We start from the raw sequence: 24,300 nt of genomic DNA on the forward strand, positions 1-24,300 counted from the left end.
TTGAGCTTTATTTTTACTCCCTGTGCCATGAAAAAGATTAAAGAAGCAGAGCTGCGCAAAGACAGTTCGGTTAATAAAATTCAGTTTGATAAAGAATGGTTTTATGTGGTGCACGATATGGAAGACTATCTTGATGAAGATTTGACCGGAGTAGAAACCGTTACGCTACCTATATCGATTGACGGAGTGAAGTTCAATATAAAGTGTTCTACGCTGGAAGATATTGAACGCTTTAGGCAAAAAGAACCTCTTGAAGATTTTAGAACCAGTGTTTTCAGGAATAAAAAGTAACTATTCCAAAATATCGAGGAAGGTTAGCCCGAAAATAACCCCATCACTCATTTGTTTACCATCATAGGAACGGATATAATCTATCCTTAAAAAACGGAAACGATCCCATCCCAGATTATCAAGCCCTACGGTAAATTCCATATATGGTTTTTGATTAGGTACGCCAAGCACATGGTAGCCTGTAACCAGATAATAGTTTAGTTTATTAAATAGCGGAACCTTATTGGCCAGATAGCCCTTAAAGTTATATTCGGCATGGGCTTCAAGATACTTATCGTTAGTACTGTGTGTATAATATGGCAGGAAGTTAAATACATTTAGGTAACGTTCTGATTTGCCTACATGGGTTTGGTTGCCGTTAAAATGCCTGTAATCGGTAAAGGCTATGCTGTCACTATTAAAAAACTGACCTGTACGTATGCTTATTCCTAAATCGCCAACATTACCTATGGTAGCATCATAGGTTATTTTTGCCGATAGGTGATCGAAATTGTAGTTGTCTATACTGGAAGCAAAACCCTTTTCATATTTTAAAAGTATTCTTGGGTATTTAGTGCCCAGGTTTATTTTTTCGTGAGGTCTAAGCATGTATTTCTGTCCAAAGGTAAACCTGGCAGAAACAGATGTTTTTATCATGTTGTGCTTCTCGAAAGCAGGGGTGTCATAAGCTTCGGGATCAAGCGGATTATTTGATGTATATGGTTTTTTGGCATTTTTAATGGTGGAGAAATTAGTGTTGTTGAATAACGAACGCTTACGGTTGTATTCTACCGACCCGAAAAACTCAATACCATTTACCAGTTCTTCCTCATAACTAAACTTAATGAAGTTTACATCATACAGTTTCATGTAATTATCCCTAAAAAATAAAGTACTCACACTATTTACCATCCTGTTAATAGGATTTTCGGGGTTAAACTGTTCTATGCTGCTTCCTCCGCTTAGGGTTACTATAGGGTTGCTAATATTATTAAACTTATGACTGATGAATGCATTTGCCCTGAAGCGTTTTTCGGCAAAACCATAGTTTAGGTTGGTTCCATAAGTAGTATAGGCTTTGGTCTCAGGGTTTGTTTTTGTAAAGGTAAAAGTAGGGGCTAAGTGGTAAGCCTGTACGGTATTGAATCCTAACTTTCTGGCAAGTCCTGAAAATGTAATTTTCCAGTTCTCATCGGTATTGTAATACGTATAGCCTATAGGTAGTGAAAATAGTAAGAACTTGTTTTTTTTACGGTCTTGTAGTTCAATATATTCCGGACTTTCTTTCAGTTTTTCAAGGCTGTCTTTTTTAATGTAGTCTTCTTTTTCTTCTTGTGTTAACGGGATTGGTCTGGTTTTGTTCCAGTAGCTATTGGACTTGCTGTTTGCATTTTGTTCAAAGTCCAGTACTTTATTGGTTAACGGATTACTTTTGAAATCAACATCAAAATTAATATTGCTGTACACGGCACTAAACCTACCCGATAGACCTACATCAAAAATTTCGGCATTAAAATCAATAATCTGTACGTTTTTAACCCATGCCTCTTTTTGGCTGTTGTAACCAAAATTTTGATTTATGGTAAGTATGTCAACCAGTGGTTGATCTATAAGTAATCCTTTTATGCTAAGGTTCACAGCATATAGTTCCCAACTATTATTTACAATATAGATGTAGCCATACATGGTGGGCTCACTATCTCTTTTTGGTGTTACCTTAATTTTATTAATTAAATGACCACTCTTGTCGTTAAAGGTGTTTTCCAGTTTGTAGCTGTAATAGTTAAAAGCATTACCTGCGAGAGGAGAGATAACACTGGTTTCAAACGGCAGGTAGTTTTCATAAAAATCAAACTCGGCAGCATAGGCGTTGTTATAACTCATGCCGTTATCGTCTCCGCTTACTTTAGAAGCCGTAATAACTTCATTTATTTTATATGGACGTTTATAACGTATTCTGGAAACAGTTTCCGAAAGGTATAATACGCCACTACGGGTAGAGTCCAGCGTGCCGCTAAAGTTTCCTACTTCCTGTCCCAGTATTTCTTCAGGTACGTCATTTATTCTTATTATTCCTCGGGAATAGAAGTCGGCTTCATAAAAAGCAGTTTTCTGCGTATTGATTTTTTTGTGTTCAATAGCATTTTTTATGATAGCATTAGCCTGATCTTCGCGGCTTTCAATTACTACCTCTTTTAATAAGTATTCTGTAGGGTTAAGGCTTGTATTGAGGTCAAACGGGACCTCATTTATAGTAATTGTTGTCTCTTTAGTTTGATAACCAAGGGAACGGAATATAAATGTGTAAGAGCCTTTTTCGGTAATTGGTAAGTAAAACTCACCATTCTCGTTTGATGAGGTGCCATACGGGCTGTTTATAACCGTTATAGAGGCGTAGGGAATTGCTTCGCCCGACTGTGATGAAGTTAGCCTGCCCCTTATTTGTGCAATGGTAAGGGAGCTATATAAAAATAATATCAGTAGCAGGCATTTTTTCATACATTAAGGTAGTAAGGACTGTAAAGCCAAATCGTAGCTTTTTAACCCAAAACCTACAATCACACCGGCTGATACCGGAGATATGTAGGATTGATGCCTGAAAGTTTCCCTCGAAAATGTATTTGAAATATGTACCTCTATAACAGGTGTGGTAACCGCTTTAATAGCATCGCCTATGCCTATGGAAGTATGGGTGTAGGCTCCGGCATTAATAACAATACCGTCATAATCAAATCCGGTTTCCTGTATTTTAGTGATAATTTCCCCTTCAATATTACTTTGGTAATAGCTTAATTCCAGTTGAGGGAAACGATGCTTTAGTGTTTCAAAATAATCGTCAAAACTCCTGCTGCCATATACATCAGGTTCGCGCTTTCCAAGCAGGTTAAGGTTAGGTCCGTTTATTATTATAACTTTCATTTCTGTCTTTTTGTAAAAGTAGAAAATAGCCAGTAAGAATGCATAATGCGTAAGAAAAAATTTAACATTTAAAGCCATAAAAAAAGCCGGATACAAAAATGCATCCGGCCCCGAATTATAATTACCTGATTTTAGAAATAATATCCTACTGATAATTGGAACACGCCGTTTTTAATATCAGCGTCACCACTGTCGTTTACATTGTTTAAGCCAATGTTGTAACGTGCCTGTGCAAATAGTCCCATAATAATTTTTAGTTCCACACCTCCAGATGCGGCAAGATCAAAACTTTTAGTTTCAAAAGCATCTTTAGCATCGTTTACAAGGAATGAGAACTGTGGGCCTGCCATAAGGCTTAATTTGCCCGGTACAACATAAAATTTGGCAAGTACCGGTACCGAGATATAATCTAAGTTAATGTCTTCGGCAGCTCCAAATGCATTATCGTATTTGGCTCCCTGAGAAGAGAAAAGCCCTTCTGCCTGTACAGAGAACATAGGTACAAGGTTAAGTTCTAAAGCTAAACCGGCATGGAAACTTGTTATACCGTCACTATTAATATCGCCTTGAAAGTTAGAGAAGTTAGCTCCGGCTTTTACACCCAGATCAATACCCTGTGCGTTCATGGTAAAACTTCCGGCAAGTGCAGCAATTAAAAAAAGGAATTTTTTCATAGTACTATATTTAAGTTGGTTACTCCACATTGTTGTGGCTTGTTTTCAAACAAATTTATATAATAACTTTTGAGAAAAATAGTACTAAAGCTAACATTTATGACAGATTTAGGTTAAAAGTTTCTTAAAGGTAAATTATTTAATTCTTTGTTTTTAACTTATAATTAACGTTTAAATTATTTATTTTTTAAATAAATCGCGAAAAATGATGAAATAATATTCAAGTATGGGTAATTTTCTTATTAAAAAAACTATATATTTGACAGGTAACAATTAAAACTAACAAACCAATGAAAAAAATTTTATTATCAGCTACAGCCTTATTGGCTTTCGGTTTTGCTTCTCAGGCTCAGGATATTAAATTTGGAGCTAAAGCAGGTTTAAACATTGCCGATTTTGGAGGTGATGCTGAAACTTCCGGTTCAAGAACAGGTTTCCATGTAGGTGTAGTAGCCGAATTTAAACTTACAGAACAGTTTTCTATCCAGCCAGAGATAGTTTATTCTATGCAGGGTGCCAAGTTTGAAACTTTAGATGGTTTTGCTTCTATAGTTGAACAAGATATGAAACTTGACTATCTTAATGTGCCTATTATGGCTAAATATTACCTTTTTGAAGGGTTTAGTATACAGGCAGGTCCTCAGGTAGGTTTCCTTATGAGTGCTAAAGTTGATGATGACGATGCAAAAGATTCATTTAAAAGTATTGATTTTGCTCTTAACGGAGGTGTAGGTTATGAGCTTCCTTCAGGAGTTTTCTTTCAGGCTAGATACAGTGCCGGTTTAGCAGATATTAACGATGTTGAAGGTTTTGAAGGAGCTGATGCTCCAAAAATCAACAACAATGTAATCTCTTTCTCTGTAGGGTACAAATTTTAAATTAAGTTTAGAATACACATACCAAATCTTAATCACCTCCCTTTTAGGGAGGTTTTATTTTTTAATTAAAGCAGGGTTTCTAAGTTATTAAATAGTTATTTTTTATTAATTGTTTGATTGTCAGTGTTGTTTTTTATCTAAAAAATCTTACATTTTATTGTTGTTCTTTCTTTACTTTTGGCCTCGTAACAATTAAATTCAAAAAACGATGAAAAAAGTATTATTATCATTAGCAGCAGTTTTTGCTTTTGGTTTAGCTAATGCTCAGGAAACAGAAAATAATGGTTTTGCTAAAGGAGATCTTTTCCTTTCGGGTGCTGTAGGTTTTTCTTCTGAGTCTACAGGTGATGTTAAAACAAACGGATTTAACATTGCTCCGAGCGCAGGTTATTTTGTTAGTGAAAACATTGCTGTAGGGCTTTCATTAGGTTATACATCTACTAAAGATGAGGCTCCTAACGCTGAAGATGTAAAATACAATGAATTTGAAATAGGTGCTTTTGGTAGATATTATTTTACTCCGGCTAACAAATTCTCTTTATTTGGTCAGTTAGGTGTTGGTTATCAAAACGGTAAATATGAACAAGGTCCTACTGAAGTGAAAGTAGATGGTTTTAATGTAGGTGTAGCACCTGGTATCAACTACTTTGTATCTAAGCATTTTGCACTTGAGGCTACTTTTGGTATCCTTAGTTACTCAACAACAAAACCTGATTATGATAACGCAGAATCTACAGACAATTTTGATTTTGGTGTTAATTTAGATAACATCAACTTTGGTATTGTTTACAAATTCTAATTGTTTTAGTTATGTAATAAAAAACGCCACCTGTAGCTACAGGTGGCGTTTTTGTTTTTATATTGTGGGAGTAAGGTTTAGAATTTATATCCTACACCAATTTGGAATACAGAGTTTTTAATATCTCTGTTGTTCACAATGTCAGTAAAACCCTGTGTGTATCTGCCTGTTGCAAATAGGCCCATAGGGGTTTCAAAAGTTACACCGGCGGCTACACCAAAATCAAAATCTTCTGCTTCATCAAGGTTTAAGTCTCCGTCATCTGCATTAGCATTGGCATCAATTTCTTCATTTACTTTAAAACCAAACTGAGGTCCTGCTTCAATACTCAGTCCGTCTAAAATATACACTTTAGCCAGTACCGGTACATTAATGTAGTCAAGTTGGTATTCAACCTTGCCTTCACCACCAAAAATTTCGCCATCCATATCGCTCTCAAATCCCTGTCCGGAATAAAGTGCCTCGGCTTGTAAAGAGAACATTTCGGTTAAAGGGAATTCTGCCAGTAAACCTACGTGAAAACTGGTTCTTGAGTCGGGACTGTTAAAATCATCTCCGGTAATACTGGCAAAGTTAACACCACCCTTTATACCAAAACTAGGTGTAAGTGCATCGCTGCTTTGTGCATTTGCCGTTGTAATCGTTCCAATCATTAAAATCCCTGCCGAAAATAATTTAATTAGTCTTTTCATCTTTTTCATAATTTTTGTTTTGCATCTCAAAATTATATTATTAATCTTGGGCTAATTATCAAGGATTTCTTAATTCACATAACTTTAACCTGTATGAAAAGTTGGACTAAATTTATAACAGACTATAAATCATATCTCAAAATAGAGCGTGGTTTATCTGTAAATTCGGTTGAGAATTATTCCTTAGATATCAACAGGTTAGTGAGGTATTTAGAGGGTACGGGGCAGGATATTTCACCATTAAAAATTACCGAAGAAACTATACAGGATTTTATCTATAAAATGGCTGAAGAACTTAACCCGAGATCAAGAGCCAGGCTTATTTCCGGACTCAAAAGCTTTTTTAACTATCTTGTTTTTGAAGACTACAGGAAAGATAGCCCTATGGAGCTTATTGAAGTGCCTAAAGTAGGAAGAAAGTTGCCCGATACACTTTCTACTGAAGAAATTGATGACTTAATTAGAGCTATAGATTTAAGTAGTAATGAAGGAGAGCGTAACAGGGCAATGCTTGAAACGCTTTACAGTTGTGGTTTAAGGGTTTCAGAATTAGTAGGTCTTAAAATTTCAGATTTGTTTTTTGATGAAGGGTTTATAAAAATTACAGGTAAAGGTAATAAGCAGCGTTTTGTACCTATTGGTAACAGTACTCAAAAATATATTAGCCTGTACAGGGATAGTATGAGAAATAAATTGGAGGTTAAAAAAGGACATGAGGATACTCTTTTTCTTAACAGGAGAGGGAGCGGATTAACCCGTGCCATGGTGTTTACCATTATAAAAAGACTGGCAGAGGCTATTGGGCTAAATAAAAGCATAAGCCCCCATACGTTTAGGCATTCGTTTGCTACACACCTTTTGGAAAATGGCGCAGATTTGCGTTCTATACAACTCATGATGGGGCATGAATCTATTACTACAACCGAAGTCTATATGCATTTAGACAGGAAATTCCTGAACAAGATTTTAAATACTTACCACCCAAGAAAATAAAAAATTGCATAATTCTTAAAATTTTACTAAGTTTCATTCGGATTAATTGTGCTTGCTTTCGTAGCGCAATGTGCAATTTTCAGAAAAGATATATGACTGTTTCCCAACATAGCCAAAAAATAGACGGCCTTTATAAAAAACTCCTGAATCAACTACCTGATATGATTTTCTACATCTCATGGGATGAGGTGAATGGTTATACGGTACTTTTTTTAAGTGAGGCGGTTAACGATGTTTTTGAATACACTGTTGACGAACTGATGGCAAATCCCCGAATGTTTTATGATGACAGAATATTGGAACAGGACAGGGATGTATTTGTAGAAGGTCTGGATTATTCCCGCATAAATATGATAAACTGGAACCTAGACTTTCGGATTCAGTTACCAAAACGTGGTTTGCGTTGGATGAGGCTTAATGCAAAACCAGAGAAACAGGAAGACGGTAGTATTCACTTTTACGGAAGAGTAGGTGATATTACTGAACAGAAAGAGCAGGAACATCAGTTACAGGTTTCAGAAGAACGTTATAAGTTTGCACTTAAGGCAGCATCTGAAGGGATTTGGGATTGGGATATGCAAACCAATATGGTGTATTTTTCTGCACAGTCTATGAAAATTATCGGGAAAGAAGAAAAAGAAGCTATAATACCTTTAAGAGACTGGCAGGAACGTATGCATGTTGAAGACATAAGAGAGCATGCCCTTGCAAAAGAGAGACATCTTGTAGGTGAAACACCATCGTTTGAAAATATTTACCGTATAAAAACTGATGAAGGTAAATACAAATGGGTATTGAGCCGTGGTAGGATAGTACAGTTTGATAATGAAGGAACACCAATACGGTCTATAGGTACTCATAAAGATATCACCCAACTAAAAGAAAAGGAGATAGAGCTTGGAAATACTATTGATATTGTTGGTGAACAAAACAACAGACTTGTTAACTTTGCACATATAGTGTCACATAACCTTAGGTCGCATGCCGGTAATCTTAAAATGCTTATAGATGTGTTTAAGAATGCCGATCAGGAAGAAAGGGAAGAAATGCTTGAACACCTTGAGGCTATTTCAAACGGACTTTATGTTACCATAGGGCACTTAAAAGAACTTGTAGAAATACAATTTGAGGTAAAAAACGTAAAGGAAAGGTTAAACCTGCGTCATTACCTAAAGAATATATTGAACATATTGCATAACGAAATAAAAAAACATGGTGTAAATGTTGAGGTTAATATCCCACTAGATGTAATGGTTACTTATAATCCGGCGTATCTTGAAAGTATATTGCTTAATTTTACTACAAATGCCATAAAGTATTCGAGTCCGGAAAGGTCTCCTATTATTATGTATGACTTTGAAATAAAAGACGGTAAAAAAATACTTTCCATAACTGATAACGGTTTGGGTATTGATCTTAAAAAACACAAAAATTCTTTATTTGGTATGTATAAAACATTTCATAAAAACCAAAACTCCAGGGGTATTGGACTGTTTATTACAAAAAACCAGATAGAAGCCATGGGCGGAAGCGTAGAGGTTTACAGTGAAGTGAATAAAGGAACTACGTTTAAAATTTATTTTAAAGATGAAGATTAGGAGTTTATATGTTATAGATGACGATAAAATTTATCATTTTTTGCTCAAGAACCTTCTTAAGCAGAATAAGATTGATGTTAAGTCTTCTTTTTTTCAAAACGGACAGGATGCCATAGATTTTATGAGCTCCCGTACCGATGTTGACGATTTACCTGATTTAATATTGCTGGACGTTAATATGCCAATTATGAACGGATGGCAGTTTTTGGAAGAATATATTAAGGTTAAAGATAACTTTGATAAACTCCCAAAGGCTATTTATATGATAAGCTCATCCAATAATGAGGTCGATATTAATAAGGCAAGAGAATTTACAGGGGTCGTAAAAGATTATTTTTTAAAACCAATTTGTAAGGAAGACTTAGATAAAATCTTTATTTAAGCTATAAATCAATTTTGTTTATTACAACTATAAGAAAAAACAATAATCAAAAGTATTGCTATAATTTATAATCGTCATACTTTTGCCTAACACTGTTAAGTAATTTAAAAGCTTTAAAAATGGGGAGCAAAGAACGCATATTGAGACAGAAGGAGGAGACCCGTGCTAACATACTTACAGCTGCCAGAGAGATTGTGAAAGATGAAGGGTGGCAGGGGCTGAGTATGCGAAAAATTGCTGACAAAATTGAGTATACTGCGCCCATTATTTATGAGTACTTTGCAAATAAAGAAGCTATACTGCAGGAGTTAACCTGTAAAGGTTTTACCATATTGATTAAGGATTTAGAGGCTGCCAAAGCAGATTCAGATGATCCGGCAATTCAGTTAGAAGGCATGTGGCTGGCCTACTGGAACTTTGCTCTTAAGAACAAAGAAATGTATCAGCTTATGTATGGGGTAGAGATGACCTGTTGTGCACAGCGAACTACCGAATCAGATACGCCTTACCAGTTAATAAGTGGTTGTATTGCAAAACTGATGAAGGTTGAAAAACCCGATCCTCATGTTATAAAGCAAAAGTATTTTACCTTTTTCTCGGTTATTCATGGGTTAATATCCATTAATATAGTAGGTAACGGTCTTTCTGATGACATCAATAAGCAAATTTTAAAAGATGCTATTACAGGTATCATCCGTTATATAGAAGAGGAGTAATCCTTTTTTTTGATCACTTACTTAACGCTGTTAAATAGTTTAAAACCGTAAAAATAATAAGCCTTACACTTTTTTTAATCATTTACTTAACACCATTAAATAATTTAACTAATGTAGACAAACAGTAATCATTCGTTCAATCATCAATTTTTTTATCTAACAATTTAACATCATTAAATAATTTAATGCTATTATGAAAAGAATTTCATTACTCTTAGTTCTTGCAGCAGCTTTATTTTTATACGGCTGCTCCGGCAACACAGCCACAGCTCCTGCAGCACAGGAGATTGCGGTACCTGTTTTAGCTGTAAGCAAAGGGCAAGCCACTACATATCAGGAATATCCGGTAAAAGTTGAAGGGCGCGTAAATGTCGAGATACGCCCGCAGGTAGACGGATATCTGGAGAAACTTTATGTAGATGAAGGCGCTTTTGTTAAGGCAGGACAACCTATTTTTAAAATAGACGACCATCGTTACAGGGAACAGCTTAATAGTGCTGTAGGTAACTTAAATGCTGCCGATGCTGCACTTTTAAATGCACAGCTTGAGGTAGAGAAGTTAACACCTCTTGTAAATGAAAAGGTAGTTTCAGACTATCAGTTAAAAACAGCCAAAGCTTCGCTTAAAATGGCAGAAGCTAATAAAAAACAAGCTGAAGCAGCAGTGGCATCTGCACAAATAAACTTAGGTTATACGCTTATCACTGCTCCGGTAGACGGTTATATTACCAGATTACCTAAAAAACAGGGAAGTCTTGTTTCGGCAGCCGACCCACAACCATTAACAACCCTGTCAGACATTGCTGTGGTTCATGCTTATTTCTCGCTTGGAGAATCAGAGTTCTTAAGCTTTAGAAACAGGTATGAAGGAAACACCCTTAATGAAAAAATTAAAAATCTTCCTCCGGTATCATTGGTTTTAGCTAATAATACGGTTTATGAAACACAGGGTAAAATCGATATGGTAGACGGGCAGTTTGATAACACAACAGGTGCTATCACGTTAAGAGCCAGTTTTGCTAATGCTAAAGGTTTACTTCGTTCGGGTAACACAGGTAGGGTACGTTTAGGTATAGATCATAGTGATGTTATACTTATACCACAGGCTACTACTGTTGAGGTACAGGACAGGATATTTGTATTCACTGTAGACAAAGACAATAAAGTGGCTAAAAAACCTATTACGATATTAGGTAAAAGCGGTACCGATTACTTGGTAAGTGAAGGACTTCAGTCGGGCGACAGAATTGTGTATAAAGGCTTTGAAAACCTTCAGGAGGGTGCAGTTGTGACTCCGCAAAAAGCAGAAACCGAAGTTGCTTCTAAATAATTTATAACCAACAATTTAATTTTAGAACATAATGTTTAAAAAATTTATAGACCGGCCGGTTCTGGCTACGGTCATATCCATCCTATTGGTAATTGTAGGGGTATTGGGACTCTTTAAATTACCATTACAGCAGTTTCCTGATATTGCGCCACCGGCGGTTCAGGTTACGGCGCTGTACCCAGGGGCAAATGCCGAAACGGTACTTCGTTCGGTAGCCCCGTCACTGGAAGAGTCTATTAATGGTGTGGAGAACATGATTTATATGAGCTCTACAGCCAGTAACGATGGTTCACTTGTAATTACAGTATACTTTAAACTGGGTACAGATCCCGATCAGGCTGCTGTAAACGTACAAAACAGGGTGGCTCAGGCTACCAGCCAGTTGCCTGCCGAGGTTATACAGGCAGGGGTTACTACAGCCAAGCAGCAAAACAGCCTTATTATGGTGGCTGCACTATATTCTGAAGACGAAAAAACATACGACCAGACATTCCTTACTAACTATGCCCAAATCAATATTATCCCTGAGATAAAAAGGATACCGGGTGTAGGTCAGGCAGCGATTTTTGGTGGTAATAAAGATTATTCGATGAGGGTATGGCTTAATCCGTCCCAAATGACATCTTATAACATTACTCCACAGGAGGTAATGGCTGCTATTCAGGATAAAAACCTTGAGGCGGCTCCGGGTAAATTTGGTGAAAACAGTGCCGAATCGTTCGAATATGTAATTAAGTATAAAGGAAAGCTTAACAAACCGGAAGATTATCAGGATATAATAATCCGTACAAATCCTGACGGATCCATACTTCGATTAAAAGATGTGGCTAAGGTAGAGTTCGGTTCTTATACCTATGGTAACTTTACAAGGATTAACGGTAAACCGGGTACTAACATTATGGTTATCCAGTTACCGGGATCTAATGCTAATGATATTCAGATAGCGATTAACGACCTGTTGGTTAAAGCCGAAAAAAGCTTTCCTAAAGGTATTAAAAGGGTAGGTATTTATAATACTAAGGTTATGCTTGATGCTTCTATATCTCAGGTAAAATCGACCCTTATAGAGGCATTCTTACTGGTGTTTATTGTAGTGTATATTTTCCTTCAGGATTTCAGGTCAACATTAATTCCGGCAATTGCTGTACCGGTAGCGATTATGGGTACCTTTTTCTTTATGAACCTGTTTGGATTCTCCATAAACCTGTTAACACTGTTTGCGTTGGTTCTGGCTATTGGTATTGTGGTGGATGACGCCATTGTGGTCGTCGAGGCAGTGCACTCCAAGATGGAGCAGGGTATGGACCCTAAAAGGGCTACCACATCTGCCATGAGTGAAATTACAGGTGCTATTATTTCGATTACATTGGTAATGTCGGCAGTGTTCCTTCCGGTTGGATTTATGGAAGGATCTACTGGGGTATTCTACAGGCAGTTTGCCTTTACATTGGCTATTGCAATTGTAATATCGGCTGTAAATGCACTTACGCTGAGCCCGGCACTGGCGGCACTTTTCTTAAAAGACAATCACAGTCATAATCAAAATGGCCATGAGAAAACCAGCTTCAAGCAACGTTTCTTTACCGGATTTAATAATGGTTTTGAGAAAGTGACCAACCGTTACTTAGGTAGTTTACGTTTTCTTGTGCGTCATAAATGGTTAAGCCTTGGCGGACTTGGAGTTGTAATACTGGCTACCGTATGGATGGTAAATACTACTCCTTCAGGGTTTATCCCGTCGGAAGATCAGGGATTCATAGCGGTATCGGTATCAATGCCGGCAGGTACATCGCTGGAACGTACAGTTAAAACACTTGAAGAGGCAGAGAGCATAATTCGCACTGTGGAAGCTAACAGGGAAATCGACGGACTTTCAGGTTTTAATATGCTTACGCAGTCATCAAGCCCATCATTTGGTGTGCTGTTCCTTAACCTTAAACCTTTAAAAGAAAGGGGAGCGATTAGTGATATTAATGATATTATGAATGAGGTAAGAGGGAAACTTTCTGCTATAAAAGGAGCTAACTTCTTTGTATTTACTTTCCCAACCGTACCGGGATTCAGTAATATTGACGGACTTGATTTCGTACTTCAGGATCGTAGCGGTGGCAAACTGGATAAGTTTAGCCAGGTTGGTAACCAGTTTATTGGTGAGCTAATGAAGCGTCCTGAAATTGCTGTAGCATTTACACCGTTTAGGGCCGATTATCCGCAATATGAAATGGAAGTGGATGATGTTAAGGCCGAACAGCTTGGTGTAAGTGTTAAGGATTTACTGCAAACCGTACAGGCTTATTATGGTAGTGCACAGGTGTCTGACTTTAACCGATTTGGTAAATACTACCGTGTAATGGTACAGGCAGATAAGGATAGCCGTGCCACAGCACAGTCTCTTGATGCTGTGTTTGTGAAAAACAGAAACGGCGAAATGGTTCCGGTTAATACACTTGTAAAACTGGAAAGAGTTTATGGCCCTGAAAATGCTTCAAGATACAACCTGTTCAACTCTATTGGTGTAAATGCTATACCTGCACCTGGCGTAAGTTCGGGGGATGCCATTAAAGCTGTGGAAGAAGTAGCTGCACAGTACCTGCCACAGGGATATTCATACGAATTCTCGGGTATGACAAGAGAGGAAATTATATCAGGAGGGCAATCAACAGTAATATTTATGCTGAGTTTATTATTCATTTACTTCCTGCTTGCAGCACAGTATGAAAGTTACATCCTTCCGTTAGCGGTTATATTATCTATCCCTACAGGTATATTCGGAGTATTTGCTGCGATAGGTCTTACAGGGATTTCAAATAACATTTATGTTCAGGTAGCACTGGTAATGCTTATAGGTCTTTTGGCTAAAAATGCCATCCTTATTGTAGAGTTTGCCGTGCAGCGAAGAAGAGCAGGGAAATCATTACTGTCGGCTTCGATAGAAGCGGCTAAACTAAGGTTAAGACCTATTATCATGACCTCATTCGCATTTATTGTAGGGCTTATACCTATGATGTTTGCCGTAGGGCCATCTGCGCAGGGTAACCACTCTATTAGTATAGGTGCTGCCGGAGGTATGCTTTCGGGAGTAATACTGGGTCTGTTTATCATTCCTGTTCTCTTTATAGTGTTCCAGTACCTACAGGAAAAAATATCAGGTAAACCACACCTTAAACCGGTTAAACATGAGCATCCGGCAACGGCTGAACTTGAACTGATGAATTAAATTTTTAAGGCTCTCCGAAAGGAGAGCCATTCTAATCGATAACAATGAAAAATTTAAATATATATATAGTATTCACGGCCTTTTTGGTACTTACAGGTTGTAAGGTTTCTAAAGATGTGGAGGTGCAGCCTGAGTTGCCCGAAGCTTATAGAAACGCCGTTGTAACTGCAGATACCTTAACGATTGCCGATGTTGAATGGAAAACGTTTTTCCCGGATGCTGCATTGCAGGATTTAATAGGTAAGGCTATATCTGGGAATTATGATTTACAGATTGCCATTAAAAATATTGAAGCCTCACATCAGTTACTAAAACAGGCTAAATGGGGTAATGTACCTCAGGCTAACCTGTATGTGAATGCTAATACAACAATCCCGTCTGAAAACAGTTTAAACGGACTTAGTGCCAAAAACTTTTTGGGTACCAGTCATGTTGAAGATTATAACGCGAGGATAAACCTTTCGTGGGAGGCTGACATCTGGAGGAAAATTAACAGCAGGAAAAAAGAGGCACTGGCTCAATACCTGAAAACTGAAGAAGCTAAAAAAGCAGTGCAAACCGAACTGGTTACCGGTGTGGCAAAAGGTTATTATAACCTGCTAATGCTGGATGCACAGTTAAGTGTTGCCAAAAAGAATTTTGAGTTGAGTGAGAATACGTTACGTATGGTTAGCATGCAGTTTGATGCAGGTCAGGTAACATCGCTTGCTGTAGAGCAGGCCAATGCACAAAAGCTTACAGCCGCCAGAATTGTACCTATGCTTGAAAAACAGATAGCTATTCAGGAAAATGCACTAAGCATACTTACAGGTGAGCTTCCGGGAGAGATTGCAAGGATAACTTCTTTAGACCTGGAGCCTGTTTATGAAAATATAAGTACGGGACTTCCTGTTGCTATTGTAAGCAGAAGACCTGATGTGAGAATGTATGAGTACGATCTTGCAGCTGCCAATGCTAGGGTAGGGGTTACTAAAGCTCAAATGTATCCGGCTATTAATATAACAGCTACAGGCGGATTAAACTCTTTCAAATCTGATAATTGGTTTAATATGCCGTCGTCATTATTTGGTATGGTAGCGGGCGGATTAGTCCAGCCATTACTTAACAGCAGAAAGCTGAGGACTGAATATGAAGTGGCAAAAATAGAACGCGAAAAAGCGGTTCTGTCCTTTAGGCAGGGTGTACTGGTTGCTGTTGGTGAAGTGTCTGACGCACTGGTACAGATTGAAAAGCTTAAAGATGAGCAGGATTTTGCACAACAACGTGTGGAAAGTCTGCAAAAAGCAACTACGAATGCTGATAAACTGTTTAATAGAGGGATGGCCACTTATTTAGAAGTGATTACCGCACAAAGTAATGTGCTTCAAAGTGAGCTTGATCTTGCAACCCTGAAGAGAGACCAGCTTAATGCCGTGACCGATTTGTACCGTGCACTGGGAGGCGGCTGGAAATGATGGTGTTTATTGTTTGTTTTATTTAAAAAGAAAAAGCTGCCGAAAGGCAGCTTTTTTGTTGTTTATTTATATGGTTCGGGTAAATTATTTAGCGATATTAACCGCCCTTGTTTCACGGATAACCGTAATTTTTACCTGACCCGGGTAAGTCATTTCTGTTTGGATTTTGTGTGAAATCTCAAAAGATAAGTTAGCAGCCATTTCATCGCTTACTTTTTCACTTTCTACAATTACACGAAGCTCTCTACCTGCCTGGATAGCGTAAGCACTCTTAACACCACCAAATCCGTAAGCGATATCCTCAAGGTCTTTAAGACGCTGAATGTAAGAGTCAAGAACCTGTCTTCTTGCACCCGGTCTTGCCCCAGATATAGCATCACAAACCTGTACGATAGGAGAAAGTAACGATTTCATTTCGATTTCGTCGTGGTGAGCACCAATAGCGTTGCAAACCTCTTCTTTCTCACCATACTTCTCTGCCCATTGCATACCAAGTAATGCGTGCGGAAGATCACTTTCTGTATCCGGCACTTTACCTATGTCGTGAAGTAAACCTGCTCTTTTTGCAAGCTTAACGTTAAGGCCAAGTTCAGCAGCCATAAGACCACAAAGTTTAGCCACCTCACGCGAGTGTTGTAATAAGTTTTGTCCGTAAGAAGAACGGTACTTCATTCTACCAACAATTTTGATAAGCTCTGGGTGTAACCCGTGAATACCAAGGTCGATAACAGTACGTTTACCTACTTCAATAATTTCGTCTTCAATTTGTTTAGCCGTTTTAGCCACAACCTCTTCAATACGTGCAGGGTGAATCCTACCGTCTGTAACCAGTTTGTGTAGTGCTAAACGTGCAACTTCTCTTCTAACAGGATCAAAGCATGAAAGGATGATAGCCTCTGGTGTATCATCTACAATAATTTCAACTCCTGTAGCAGCTTCAAGGGCACGGATATTTCTACCCTCACGACCAATGATTCTACCTTTCACATCGTCAGATTCAATGTTGAATACAGATACACAGTTTTCTACTGCCTCTTCTGTACCTACACGCTGAATAGTGTTAATGATAATCTTTTTAGCTTCCTGATGCGCTGTAAGCTTAGCTTCCTCGATAGTGTCCTGAATGTGGGACATAGCAGTAGTTTTGGCTTCAGCTTTTAGGCTTTCCACAAGTTGGTTTTTAGCTTCTTCAGCAGATAGGCCTGAGATAACCTCAAGTTGCTCTACCTGGCTTTTGTGTAGCTTGTCTATTTCCTGTTGTTTCTTATCAAGGAAATCTATACGGTTGTCGTAATCTGTAACTTTTTTATCAAGTTCGTCGTTAAGCTTTTTGTTTTTAGCAAGCTCATTTGAAACCTGAGATTCTTTATCACGTGTTCTTTTCTCTGCCTCGGCAATTTTTTTGTCTTTGCCAAGTATTACCTGTTCGTGTTCAGCTTTAAGCTCAAGGAATTTTTCCTTAGCCTGAAGTAATTTATCCTTTTTAATGGCTTCGGCATCTGTCTTGGCATCCTTCAATATTGATGCCGCCTCCTTCTTCGCATTCTTGATTAGGGTGGATACGTTTTTCTTCTCAAGAATCTTCGCGATCCCGAATCCGATCCCTAAACCGGCGAAACTGCCAATAATTATAAATAGTGTCGAGTCCATAGTTTGTTTTTATGTAAGATATATATATAAAAAAAGCCTACATCAGGAAGATTGTATAAACTCGTGAATGACAAGTTTTGAGCTAACTCGCTGTTCAAGGATCTGCTCGGGGCAGCATGCTTTAGTAACGATGATTCACCCATTTTAATTTGTTAGTGTTGAGTTTATCAAATATGTGCTAATGTAGGCAGTATTTTTGACGTATTTTTAAGAACGTATTTTATTTATCATCGAGAAATTTCCCCAATTTTTCATCCATTAACTGGAGTTTTTCAAAAGCATCTTTGACATCGGTAAACTTGTCTATTTGCTTTTGTTCTATTTGTGCGGCAAATTGTAAGGCGCACATTGCCAGTACATCCTGCTTATCTCTCACGGCATAACTCTCTTCAAACTGCTTGATCATGGCATCAATTTTTTTAGAGGCGCTTCTCAGTCCCTCTTCCTGCGAAGGTGTTACTGTTAACGGGTACACCCTGTCGGCAATTGATATCTTTATTTTAAGTTTATCATCCATTTCATGCTAGTCAGAAAGTTGAGCTATGCAATAATCAATCTCGCGGATTAATGAATTTATTTTGAGTTTTGTTTCTCGTTTGTTATCGTCACTGCCCAGTAATGAATTAGCTGTTTTTAAGGTCTCAATGTGTTTTTCCAATGAGGCAATCTGTTCAGCCTGACTGTGGATTACCGAAGCCGATTGGGCTATTTTGTCCCTTAACTCCTGATTTTGCTGCTCAAGCACTGCCTGTTTTTGGACTAGCTTATTTAGCTTATTTTCAAGAGAATCAACTATTTCGGATAGTCCGTTCATTACAGTCAATTTTCATTACATTATTCTACAAAGTTAATATTACTTTAATTAGAAACAATAGTTTGTTATAAAAAATGTTGAATTGTGTTAAGATTGTATGTAATAATTTGCTATGTAAACAGTTATAACAAACACGGGGCGTTAGGCTTTTTTTAAGACGCTTTTTTTATATTTTAGCCTTATGAGAATTTTCTTTTTACTACTACTTTCAACTACAGCGCTGTTTGCCCAGGAAAATTATCCGGAAAATTATTTCCGTTCCCCAATGGATTTACCGTTGCACCCTTCGGGGACTTTTGGAGAGTTAAGGCGTAACCACTTTCATGCCGGTATAGACTACCGTACCGAACAGAGGGAAGGACTGCCTGTGTATGCCGCTGCCGATGGTTATGTATCACGCATAAAAGTATCCAGTTACGGGTATGGTACGGCTTTGTATATAGATCACCCAAACGGATATACAACGCTCTATGGGCATCTTAGTAAATATGCTCCTGAAATTGAAGCATACGTTAGAGCAAAGCAGTATGAAAAGAAAAGTTTTGATATAGAATTGTTCCCTCAACCGGGTGAGCTACCTGTTACAAAAGGGGAACTGGTTGCTCTTTCTGGGAACACAGGAGGGTCGGGCGGACCTCACCTGCATTTTGAGTACAGAGATACCAAAACCGAAGAGATTATTAATCCGTTATTTTTCGGTCTGAATAAAATAATGAAAGACAGCCAGAAGCCTACGGTTTATGGTGTTATGGCTTATGCTTTAGGAGATAAGGCAGTAGTGAACGAATCGGAAAAACCGGTTACCCTGAATCTAAAATTATTAAAGGACGGGACTTACCTGGCAGATAAAATTTATGCTCGTGGTGCGATGGGCTTCTCTATCAATGCTACCGATAAGAGTACTGGGAGCCTTGGTAATAACGGAGTGTTTAAAATAGAGACCTTTATAAACGGAAACCGTGAGTTTAAGGTTGTTTTCGATCAGTTTGCTTTTGATGAAAGCAGGTATATTAATAATTTTATTGATTACCAAAAATACAATGCTACCAAGCAACGTTACCAAAAACTATTTATCAATACACCTTATACCCTTGGGGTTATTAGGGATAATACCACTAATGGTAAAATTGATATTAAGGAAGGTGAAACAATAAACTACCGCATTGAGGTTTCTGATTTTCACGGAAACAAACGTATAGTAAACGGAAGTATAGAGTATAGCGACAAACCGGCGACTATAACCCAGTCTAAAAAAGTTACGCCTTATTTTGTAAAGGCAGCAAATGATAACAGTTATACGAAAGATGGTGTTTCGGTATTTATACCGGCACATGCACTGTACGAAGATTTTTACATGGATTTTGATGTGAAAGATTCCATATTGTACCTGCATGATGATTCGGTGCCTGTGCATGGCAATATAATAGTTTCGTTTGACGTTAGCCATTTGTCTCCGGAGATGCTGCAAAAAACATTCATAGCAGGAGTAGACGGTAAAAGGCTGTTGTATAATAGTAGTTACATGGAGAATGGCAGGCTTACGGCTAAGGTAAGATACCTGGGGCAGTTTAAGCTGGCACAGGACGATACAGCTCCTAAAATTTACAGTGCAAGCTTTGCCGAAGGGAAATGGTTGAGCAGTAAAGATAGCTTTAGCGTTAAAATAAGTGACGACCTTGCAGGTATAGCCACATTTGATGCATGGCTAAACGGTAAGTGGATATTAATGCATTATGATTACAAGACCCGAATAATATTTCATAATTTTAGCGACGGAATTGTAGACGAAGGACGTAACGATTTGAAAGTTACGGTTACAGATAATGTAGGAAATTCTACTACCTTTGAGACGCATTTTTTCAGAACACAAAAAACAACATCTGTTGAAAAAGATAAATAAGTTATTTACACTGATGCTTTTTATGCTCAGTGCTGTGGCTTTTGCCCAACAAAAGCCGATACTATACGGAATTCTCTTAGACGAAAACAGGCAGCCTATTGAAGGAGTTAATGTTTATTATGCCGATATTGAAGGTACGGTAAGAACAGTATCTGACGCTAACGGTGTTTACAAAATTTCAATTCCTATTGACAGGGAAGTTGTAGTTTGGTTTGAACATACCAGCTTTAAGCTATCTTCGCTTGATGTTGAAATGGCAGAAAATGATACTGCTGAAATGAATTTTATACTGCTTACAGGTCATACTGAGCTGGATAATGTTGTTATTGATAAAAATACTGAAGAAGACCGTATTGAAGGGATTATAAAAGTATCTCCGGAAACCATACGAAAATTACCTTCGGCGTCCGGAGGGGTAGAGGAGTTTATAAAAATTGTAAGCGGTAATTCTAATAACGAACTCAGTACACAATATGCTGTTAGGGGGGGTAACTACGACGAAAACCTAGTGTATGTGGAGGATATTGAGATATACCGCCCATTCCTAATCCGTTCAGGACAACAGGAAGGATTAAGTTTTACCAACTCCAGTATGGTAGAAGACCTGAGTTTCTCGGCAGGTGGTTTTCAGGCGAAATATGGTGACAAACTATCTTCAGTACTTGATATATCCTATAGAAGACCTAAAGAATTTGGTGCTCAGCTTGAAGCAAGTTTCCTTGGCGGTAGCCTTACACTGGAGAGTGCTTCTAAAAATAAAAAATGGAGTGGTATTATAGGCGGACGCTACAGGGATAACAGCCTTTTGGTTAACAGTCAGCAAACAGAAACAAACTATAAGCCAACTTTTGCCGATGTGCAGGCTATGGTTAACTTTAAGCCTAATGAAAAATGGGAGATAAGTTTCCTTGGTAATATTTCTGAAAATAAATACCATTATCAGCCACTATACAGGCAAACCAACTTTGGTACTATTGATGAGCCTATTGCACTTCAGATTTTTTATGACGGACAGGAAAAAGACGAGTACAAAACGTATTTTGGAGCTATAAAGTCAACTTACAAAGTGTCTGAAGATTTTACGCTTAAAGTTATAGGTTCCCTATACCATACACAGGAGCAGGAACATTTTGATATTTTGGCACAGTATGCCCTAGGTGAGGTAGATACCAATATAGGGTCGGAAACCTTTGGTGATGTACGTTTTGCCAGGGCTGTAGGTTCGCAGTTAAACCATGCCCGTAATAATCTTGATGCACTAATTGCTAACCTTGAGGTTAAAGGGTATCATGATATTAAAAAGAATAAAATAGAATGGGGTGTTAAATATACCCGAGAAGACATACGTGACCGTTTATTGGAGTGGGAGGTTATCGATTCTGCCGGATTCTCGCTTAATCCGCCGATAATAGATCTGCCTGTTAACGATCAGCCGTATAACCCTTACACAGGTCCACTTGTGCCTTATAACAGTGTAAGGGCACTAAACTTTACTCAAATTAACAGGATTTCGGGTTATGCACAATGGAGCAGAAGAGCTAAAATAGGCGAAAGCGAAGTATGGATGAATGCCGGAGTAAGGGCACATCAGTGGCAGGTTACCCAAAGAGATGCCGAAGACGGCGATAGCCAAATAGTGATTAGTCCGCGTGCACAGTTTACTTTAAAGCCTAACTGGGAAATGGATATGCTTTTCCGTGTTTCGGGAGGTTTTTATTATCAGCCACCGTTTTACAGGGAGCTGAGGGGAAGTGATGGAGTGGTAAATCCTGATGTGAAAGCACAGCGTTCCATACATTTTGTAGTGGGTAATGATTATAGTTTTAAAACGAAAAAGGGAAAGAAATTTAAATTTGTTTCGGAAGCTTATTATAAAAAGCTGGACGATGTAAATACATATACTATTGAAAACGTTAGGATTCGTTACCGTGCCAATAATGATGCAGTAGCTTATGCTTACGGACTTGATATGAGGCTTAACGGGGAACTCGTACCGGGAACTGAATCGTGGTTAAGTTTTGGATATATGAGAACCGAAGAGAATATTAACGACAGGGGGTATATTGCCCGTCCTACAGACCAACGCCTTAAGTTTGGTATTCTTTTCCAGGATTATGTGCCTACAATCCCGAACCTGAAAATGTATCTTAACCTTGTTTATAATACAGGTTTACCGGGAGGTTCACCATCATATGCTGATTCTTATGTGTATCAGTCACGACTTAACGATTACCGCCGTGCCGATGCAGGTTTTGCTTATGTGTTTACAGATGGTAGTGAGAAGTTTGAAGACGGACACTGGCTATCTGTATTTAAGGAGTTGTCATTAGGTCTTGAAATATTTAACCTTTTCAATAACCAAAATGCGATTACCAATACATGGGTAAGGGATGTGTATACTAAAAACCAGTATGGAATCCCTAATTATTTAACATCTCGTGTATTTAGCCTTAAGCTTACTGCGAGAATTTAATTTTTTGAAACATTTTCTTTATTTTTGATAGAGTATTCAATACCGGGTACCTAATATGTTGTGACGAATGAAAAAAGCTGTAACTGTTATATTGGCTCTTTCATCTCTTATTGCGGCTTATAGCTGTAAGCAGGAAGAAGAGAAGCCAAAAGTAAAATATGTAGCACCTGCAGAGGTGAAAAAGCCGGAAAAGAAAGATTCTTCCCAAATTAAGGTTGCCGATTTGCCTGTACACATGGAAGGAACAAAATACCTTATACATCCGGTGGGAGACATGCGTATTTACGATAACAGTGCCTATAAAACCTATGGTAGCAGGATGAATGATAACGTAAGTTATGCTATTTCCAACTATAACCGTTTTGAGCTTACAGGCTATTTTGAAAACCTGAAGTTTCAGCATATAGACTCTACATCGCTTTATCCGCTTACCGATAAACAAGTGCAGATACAAACCGCTACTTACCTTAATATCATTGCCGAAAGGACTAAAAAACAATTACTGGTTTATACATTGGTAGACAGTGATACTAATCAGGATGGTAAAATTGATGCAAACGACATCAGGTCGCTATATATAAGCGATATAAGCGGAATGAACTTTACAAAGCTTTCACAGGATATGCAGGAGCTTATTGACTGGAATATTGTAGAGGTTCAAAACAGGATATACTTCCGTACTATTGAAGATATCAATAAAAACGGAGCCTTTGACAAAAACGATATGGTACACTACCAGTTTTGTAATCTGATTGCAGATGAATGGGTAGTGGAGTCTTACGAGCCTGTAAATTAAATAAGAATATCGCTTTCCAAGTCAGACTTTTCGATTTGGAAATTAAATCCTAACTGTTCCATTAACTGGAAAACAAGGTTTTTGTACCAGTTTTCTGATTTTGGGTGGATGTATATTTTTTCAATAAGTTTATTGATGTCAATATTGATTTTTACCCCTTCATTGATATTCAGATTATGCTTTGCAAGATTTGATATTATTCTTACCTCCTTTTCATACTGAAAGCTCTTTCTTTTAAAGAGGAAGGGGAAAAAGTTGTTGTCAAAAGGAATATGCTCCTTTTTGTAGTCGATGTATTTTACTTCGCCAATATGTTGTTCATAACGTCCTTCAGGGATTAGGGCTTCCTGTAATCTTTTTACGGTAGATTGTATAGCAAGACCTTCACTATTTTGGGTAAAAATCTGCCACATGGCATACGATTCATATTCGTTAATATGCCAACTGCTTATCACTACATTTTTGCGGTGGCTTTTGTAGTAATCCATAAATTCCGGATTGTTTTCAGATATCTTTTTAAGTTCCTCATAAGTAGGTTCGCTAAACGTACCCTCATACTGGTCTTCAAACTTATCTGATCGCGACATAAACAACTGTCTACATAATAATAAATCCAGAAACTTAGAAAGATCAAGGTATTTCCATACAATGGTATCTGTTTCCGGTAGCGTTATCTGTTCGTTAGAAACATACATAGGGGAGATGTTATTTGAACTTAAAGTTACGAATGTTTCTGTTACACCGG

The 24,300-nt window shown here is 37.8% G+C and carries 21 protein-coding genes and 1 other RNA gene; 13 read left to right on the forward strand and 9 right to left on the reverse strand.

From position 1 onward, the window contains the following. Positions 1-27: 27 nt before the first annotated feature. Positions 28-291, forward strand: coding sequence for a hypothetical protein (locus tag GN157_RS05760; RefSeq protein ID WP_157482150.1), 264 nt, complete (start codon positions 28-30; stop codon positions 289-291). Here GN157_RS05760 and GN157_RS05765 read toward each other — a convergent pair whose 3' ends face one another. From GN157_RS05765 to GN157_RS05775, 3 genes are all read right to left on the reverse strand, one after another. Then, the gene (locus tag GN157_RS05765) at positions 292-2,769 is read right to left on the reverse strand and encodes a DUF5686 and carboxypeptidase regulatory-like domain-containing protein (RefSeq protein WP_157482151.1); all 2,478 of its coding nucleotides are present in this window, start codon (positions 2,767-2,769) and stop codon (positions 292-294) included. It lies immediately after the preceding gene. A gap of 3 nt (positions 2,770-2,772) precedes the next feature. Beyond that, positions 2,773-3,189: a type II 3-dehydroquinate dehydratase gene (gene aroQ, locus GN157_RS05770; RefSeq protein ID WP_157482152.1), complete on the reverse strand. Its 417-nt coding sequence runs from the start codon at positions 3,187-3,189 to the stop codon at positions 2,773-2,775. 131 nt (positions 3,190-3,320) lie between these two features. Then, on the reverse strand, positions 3,321-3,863 hold the full coding sequence (locus GN157_RS05775) for a porin family protein (RefSeq protein WP_157482153.1): 543 nt from the start codon (positions 3,861-3,863) through the stop codon (positions 3,321-3,323). A 290-nt stretch (positions 3,864-4,153) separates the two neighbouring features. Here GN157_RS05775 and GN157_RS05780 point away from each other — a divergent pair, with 290 nt between their 5' ends. Both GN157_RS05780 and GN157_RS05785 read left to right on the forward strand, forming a co-directional pair. Further along, the gene (locus tag GN157_RS05780) at positions 4,154-4,741 is read left to right on the forward strand and encodes a porin family protein (RefSeq protein ID WP_157482154.1); all 588 of its coding nucleotides are present in this window, start codon (positions 4,154-4,156) and stop codon (positions 4,739-4,741) included. Positions 4,742-4,949: 208 nt separating this feature from the next. After that, a complete protein-coding gene (locus GN157_RS05785; protein WP_157482155.1) occupies positions 4,950-5,540 on the forward strand; it encodes a porin family protein in 591 nt (196 codons plus the stop codon). Between the two features lie 77 nt (positions 5,541-5,617). On the opposite strand, the gene GN157_RS05790 is transcribed toward GN157_RS05785, so the two are convergent. Further along, positions 5,618-6,232, reverse strand: coding sequence for a porin family protein (locus GN157_RS05790; protein WP_157482156.1), 615 nt, complete (start codon positions 6,230-6,232; stop codon positions 5,618-5,620). A gap of 93 nt (positions 6,233-6,325) precedes the next feature. On the opposite strand from GN157_RS05790, the gene xerD reads away from it, so the two are divergent. From xerD to GN157_RS05825, 7 genes are all read left to right on the forward strand, one after another. Next, positions 6,326-7,225: a site-specific tyrosine recombinase XerD gene (gene xerD, locus GN157_RS05795; protein WP_157482157.1), complete on the forward strand. Its 900-nt coding sequence runs from the start codon at positions 6,326-6,328 to the stop codon at positions 7,223-7,225. 161 nt (positions 7,226-7,386) lie between these two features. After that, positions 7,387-8,823 carry a sensor histidine kinase gene (locus GN157_RS05800; protein WP_197429403.1) on the forward strand — a complete coding sequence of 479 codons (1,437 nt, stop codon included), beginning with the start codon at positions 7,387-7,389 and terminating at the stop codon, positions 8,821-8,823. Then, entirely contained in the window at positions 8,813-9,205 is a 393-nt protein-coding gene (locus GN157_RS05805) for a response regulator (RefSeq protein ID WP_035130409.1), read from the forward strand. Before GN157_RS05800 ends, GN157_RS05805 begins: the two co-directional genes overlap by 11 nt. A gap of 119 nt (positions 9,206-9,324) precedes the next feature. Then, entirely contained in the window at positions 9,325-9,921 is a 597-nt protein-coding gene (locus tag GN157_RS05810; protein ID WP_157482159.1) for a TetR/AcrR family transcriptional regulator, read from the forward strand. Between the two features lie 193 nt (positions 9,922-10,114). Then, positions 10,115-11,251 carry an efflux RND transporter periplasmic adaptor subunit gene (locus GN157_RS05815; RefSeq protein WP_157482160.1) on the forward strand — a complete coding sequence of 379 codons (1,137 nt, stop codon included), beginning with the start codon at positions 10,115-10,117 and terminating at the stop codon, positions 11,249-11,251. Between the two features lie 31 nt (positions 11,252-11,282). After that, positions 11,283-14,468, forward strand: coding sequence for an efflux RND transporter permease subunit (locus GN157_RS05820; protein ID WP_157482161.1), 3,186 nt, complete (start codon positions 11,283-11,285; stop codon positions 14,466-14,468). A 44-nt stretch (positions 14,469-14,512) separates the two neighbouring features. Further along, positions 14,513-15,922: a TolC family protein gene (locus GN157_RS05825; protein ID WP_157482162.1), complete on the forward strand. Its 1,410-nt coding sequence runs from the start codon at positions 14,513-14,515 to the stop codon at positions 15,920-15,922. An 84-nt stretch (positions 15,923-16,006) separates the two neighbouring features. Here GN157_RS05825 and rny read toward each other — a convergent pair whose 3' ends face one another. The 4 genes from rny to GN157_RS05845 form a co-directional block, all read right to left on the reverse strand. Continuing rightward, positions 16,007-17,572 (reverse strand): ribonuclease Y, encoded by a 1,566-nt coding sequence (rny, locus tag GN157_RS05830; RefSeq protein ID WP_157482163.1) that lies wholly within the window; start codon positions 17,570-17,572, stop codon positions 16,007-16,009. A gap of 57 nt (positions 17,573-17,629) precedes the next feature. After that, a non-coding RNA gene (ssrS, locus tag GN157_RS05835) (6S RNA) lies at positions 17,630-17,736 on the reverse strand. A gap of 56 nt (positions 17,737-17,792) precedes the next feature. Then, complete coding sequence (locus tag GN157_RS05840; protein WP_157482164.1) at positions 17,793-18,089, reverse strand: cell division protein ZapA; 297 nt, start codon at positions 18,087-18,089, stop codon at positions 17,793-17,795. A gap of 6 nt (positions 18,090-18,095) precedes the next feature. After that, a complete protein-coding gene (locus GN157_RS05845; RefSeq protein ID WP_035130434.1) occupies positions 18,096-18,386 on the reverse strand; it encodes a hypothetical protein in 291 nt (96 codons plus the stop codon). A gap of 181 nt (positions 18,387-18,567) precedes the next feature. Between GN157_RS05845 and GN157_RS05850 the strand changes: the two genes are divergently transcribed. The 3 genes from GN157_RS05850 (at position 18,568) to GN157_RS05860 (ending at position 23,555) form a co-directional block, all read left to right on the forward strand. Then, positions 18,568-20,286 carry a M23 family metallopeptidase gene (locus GN157_RS05850; RefSeq protein ID WP_157482165.1) on the forward strand — a complete coding sequence of 573 codons (1,719 nt, stop codon included), beginning with the start codon at positions 18,568-18,570 and terminating at the stop codon, positions 20,284-20,286. A 13-nt stretch (positions 20,287-20,299) separates the two neighbouring features. Continuing rightward, a complete protein-coding gene (locus GN157_RS05855; protein WP_157482235.1) occupies positions 20,300-22,759 on the forward strand; it encodes a TonB-dependent receptor in 2,460 nt (819 codons plus the stop codon). 67 nt (positions 22,760-22,826) lie between these two features. Beyond that, a complete protein-coding gene (locus GN157_RS05860) occupies positions 22,827-23,555 on the forward strand; it encodes a hypothetical protein (protein ID WP_157482166.1) in 729 nt (242 codons plus the stop codon). Here the strand turns inward: GN157_RS05860 and GN157_RS05865 are convergent. Further along, positions 23,552-24,250, reverse strand: a complete 699-nt coding sequence (locus GN157_RS05865) for a DUF2971 domain-containing protein (RefSeq protein ID WP_157482167.1) — start codon at positions 24,248-24,250, stop codon at positions 23,552-23,554. The genes GN157_RS05860 and GN157_RS05865 overlap by 4 nt on opposite strands. Between the last annotated feature and the right edge of the window lie 50 nt (positions 24,251-24,300).

Origin of the sequence: Flavobacterium rakeshii (genome assembly GCF_009741375.1) — a bacterium.
GTDB lineage: Bacteria > Bacteroidota > Bacteroidia > Flavobacteriales > Flavobacteriaceae > Flavobacterium > Flavobacterium rakeshii.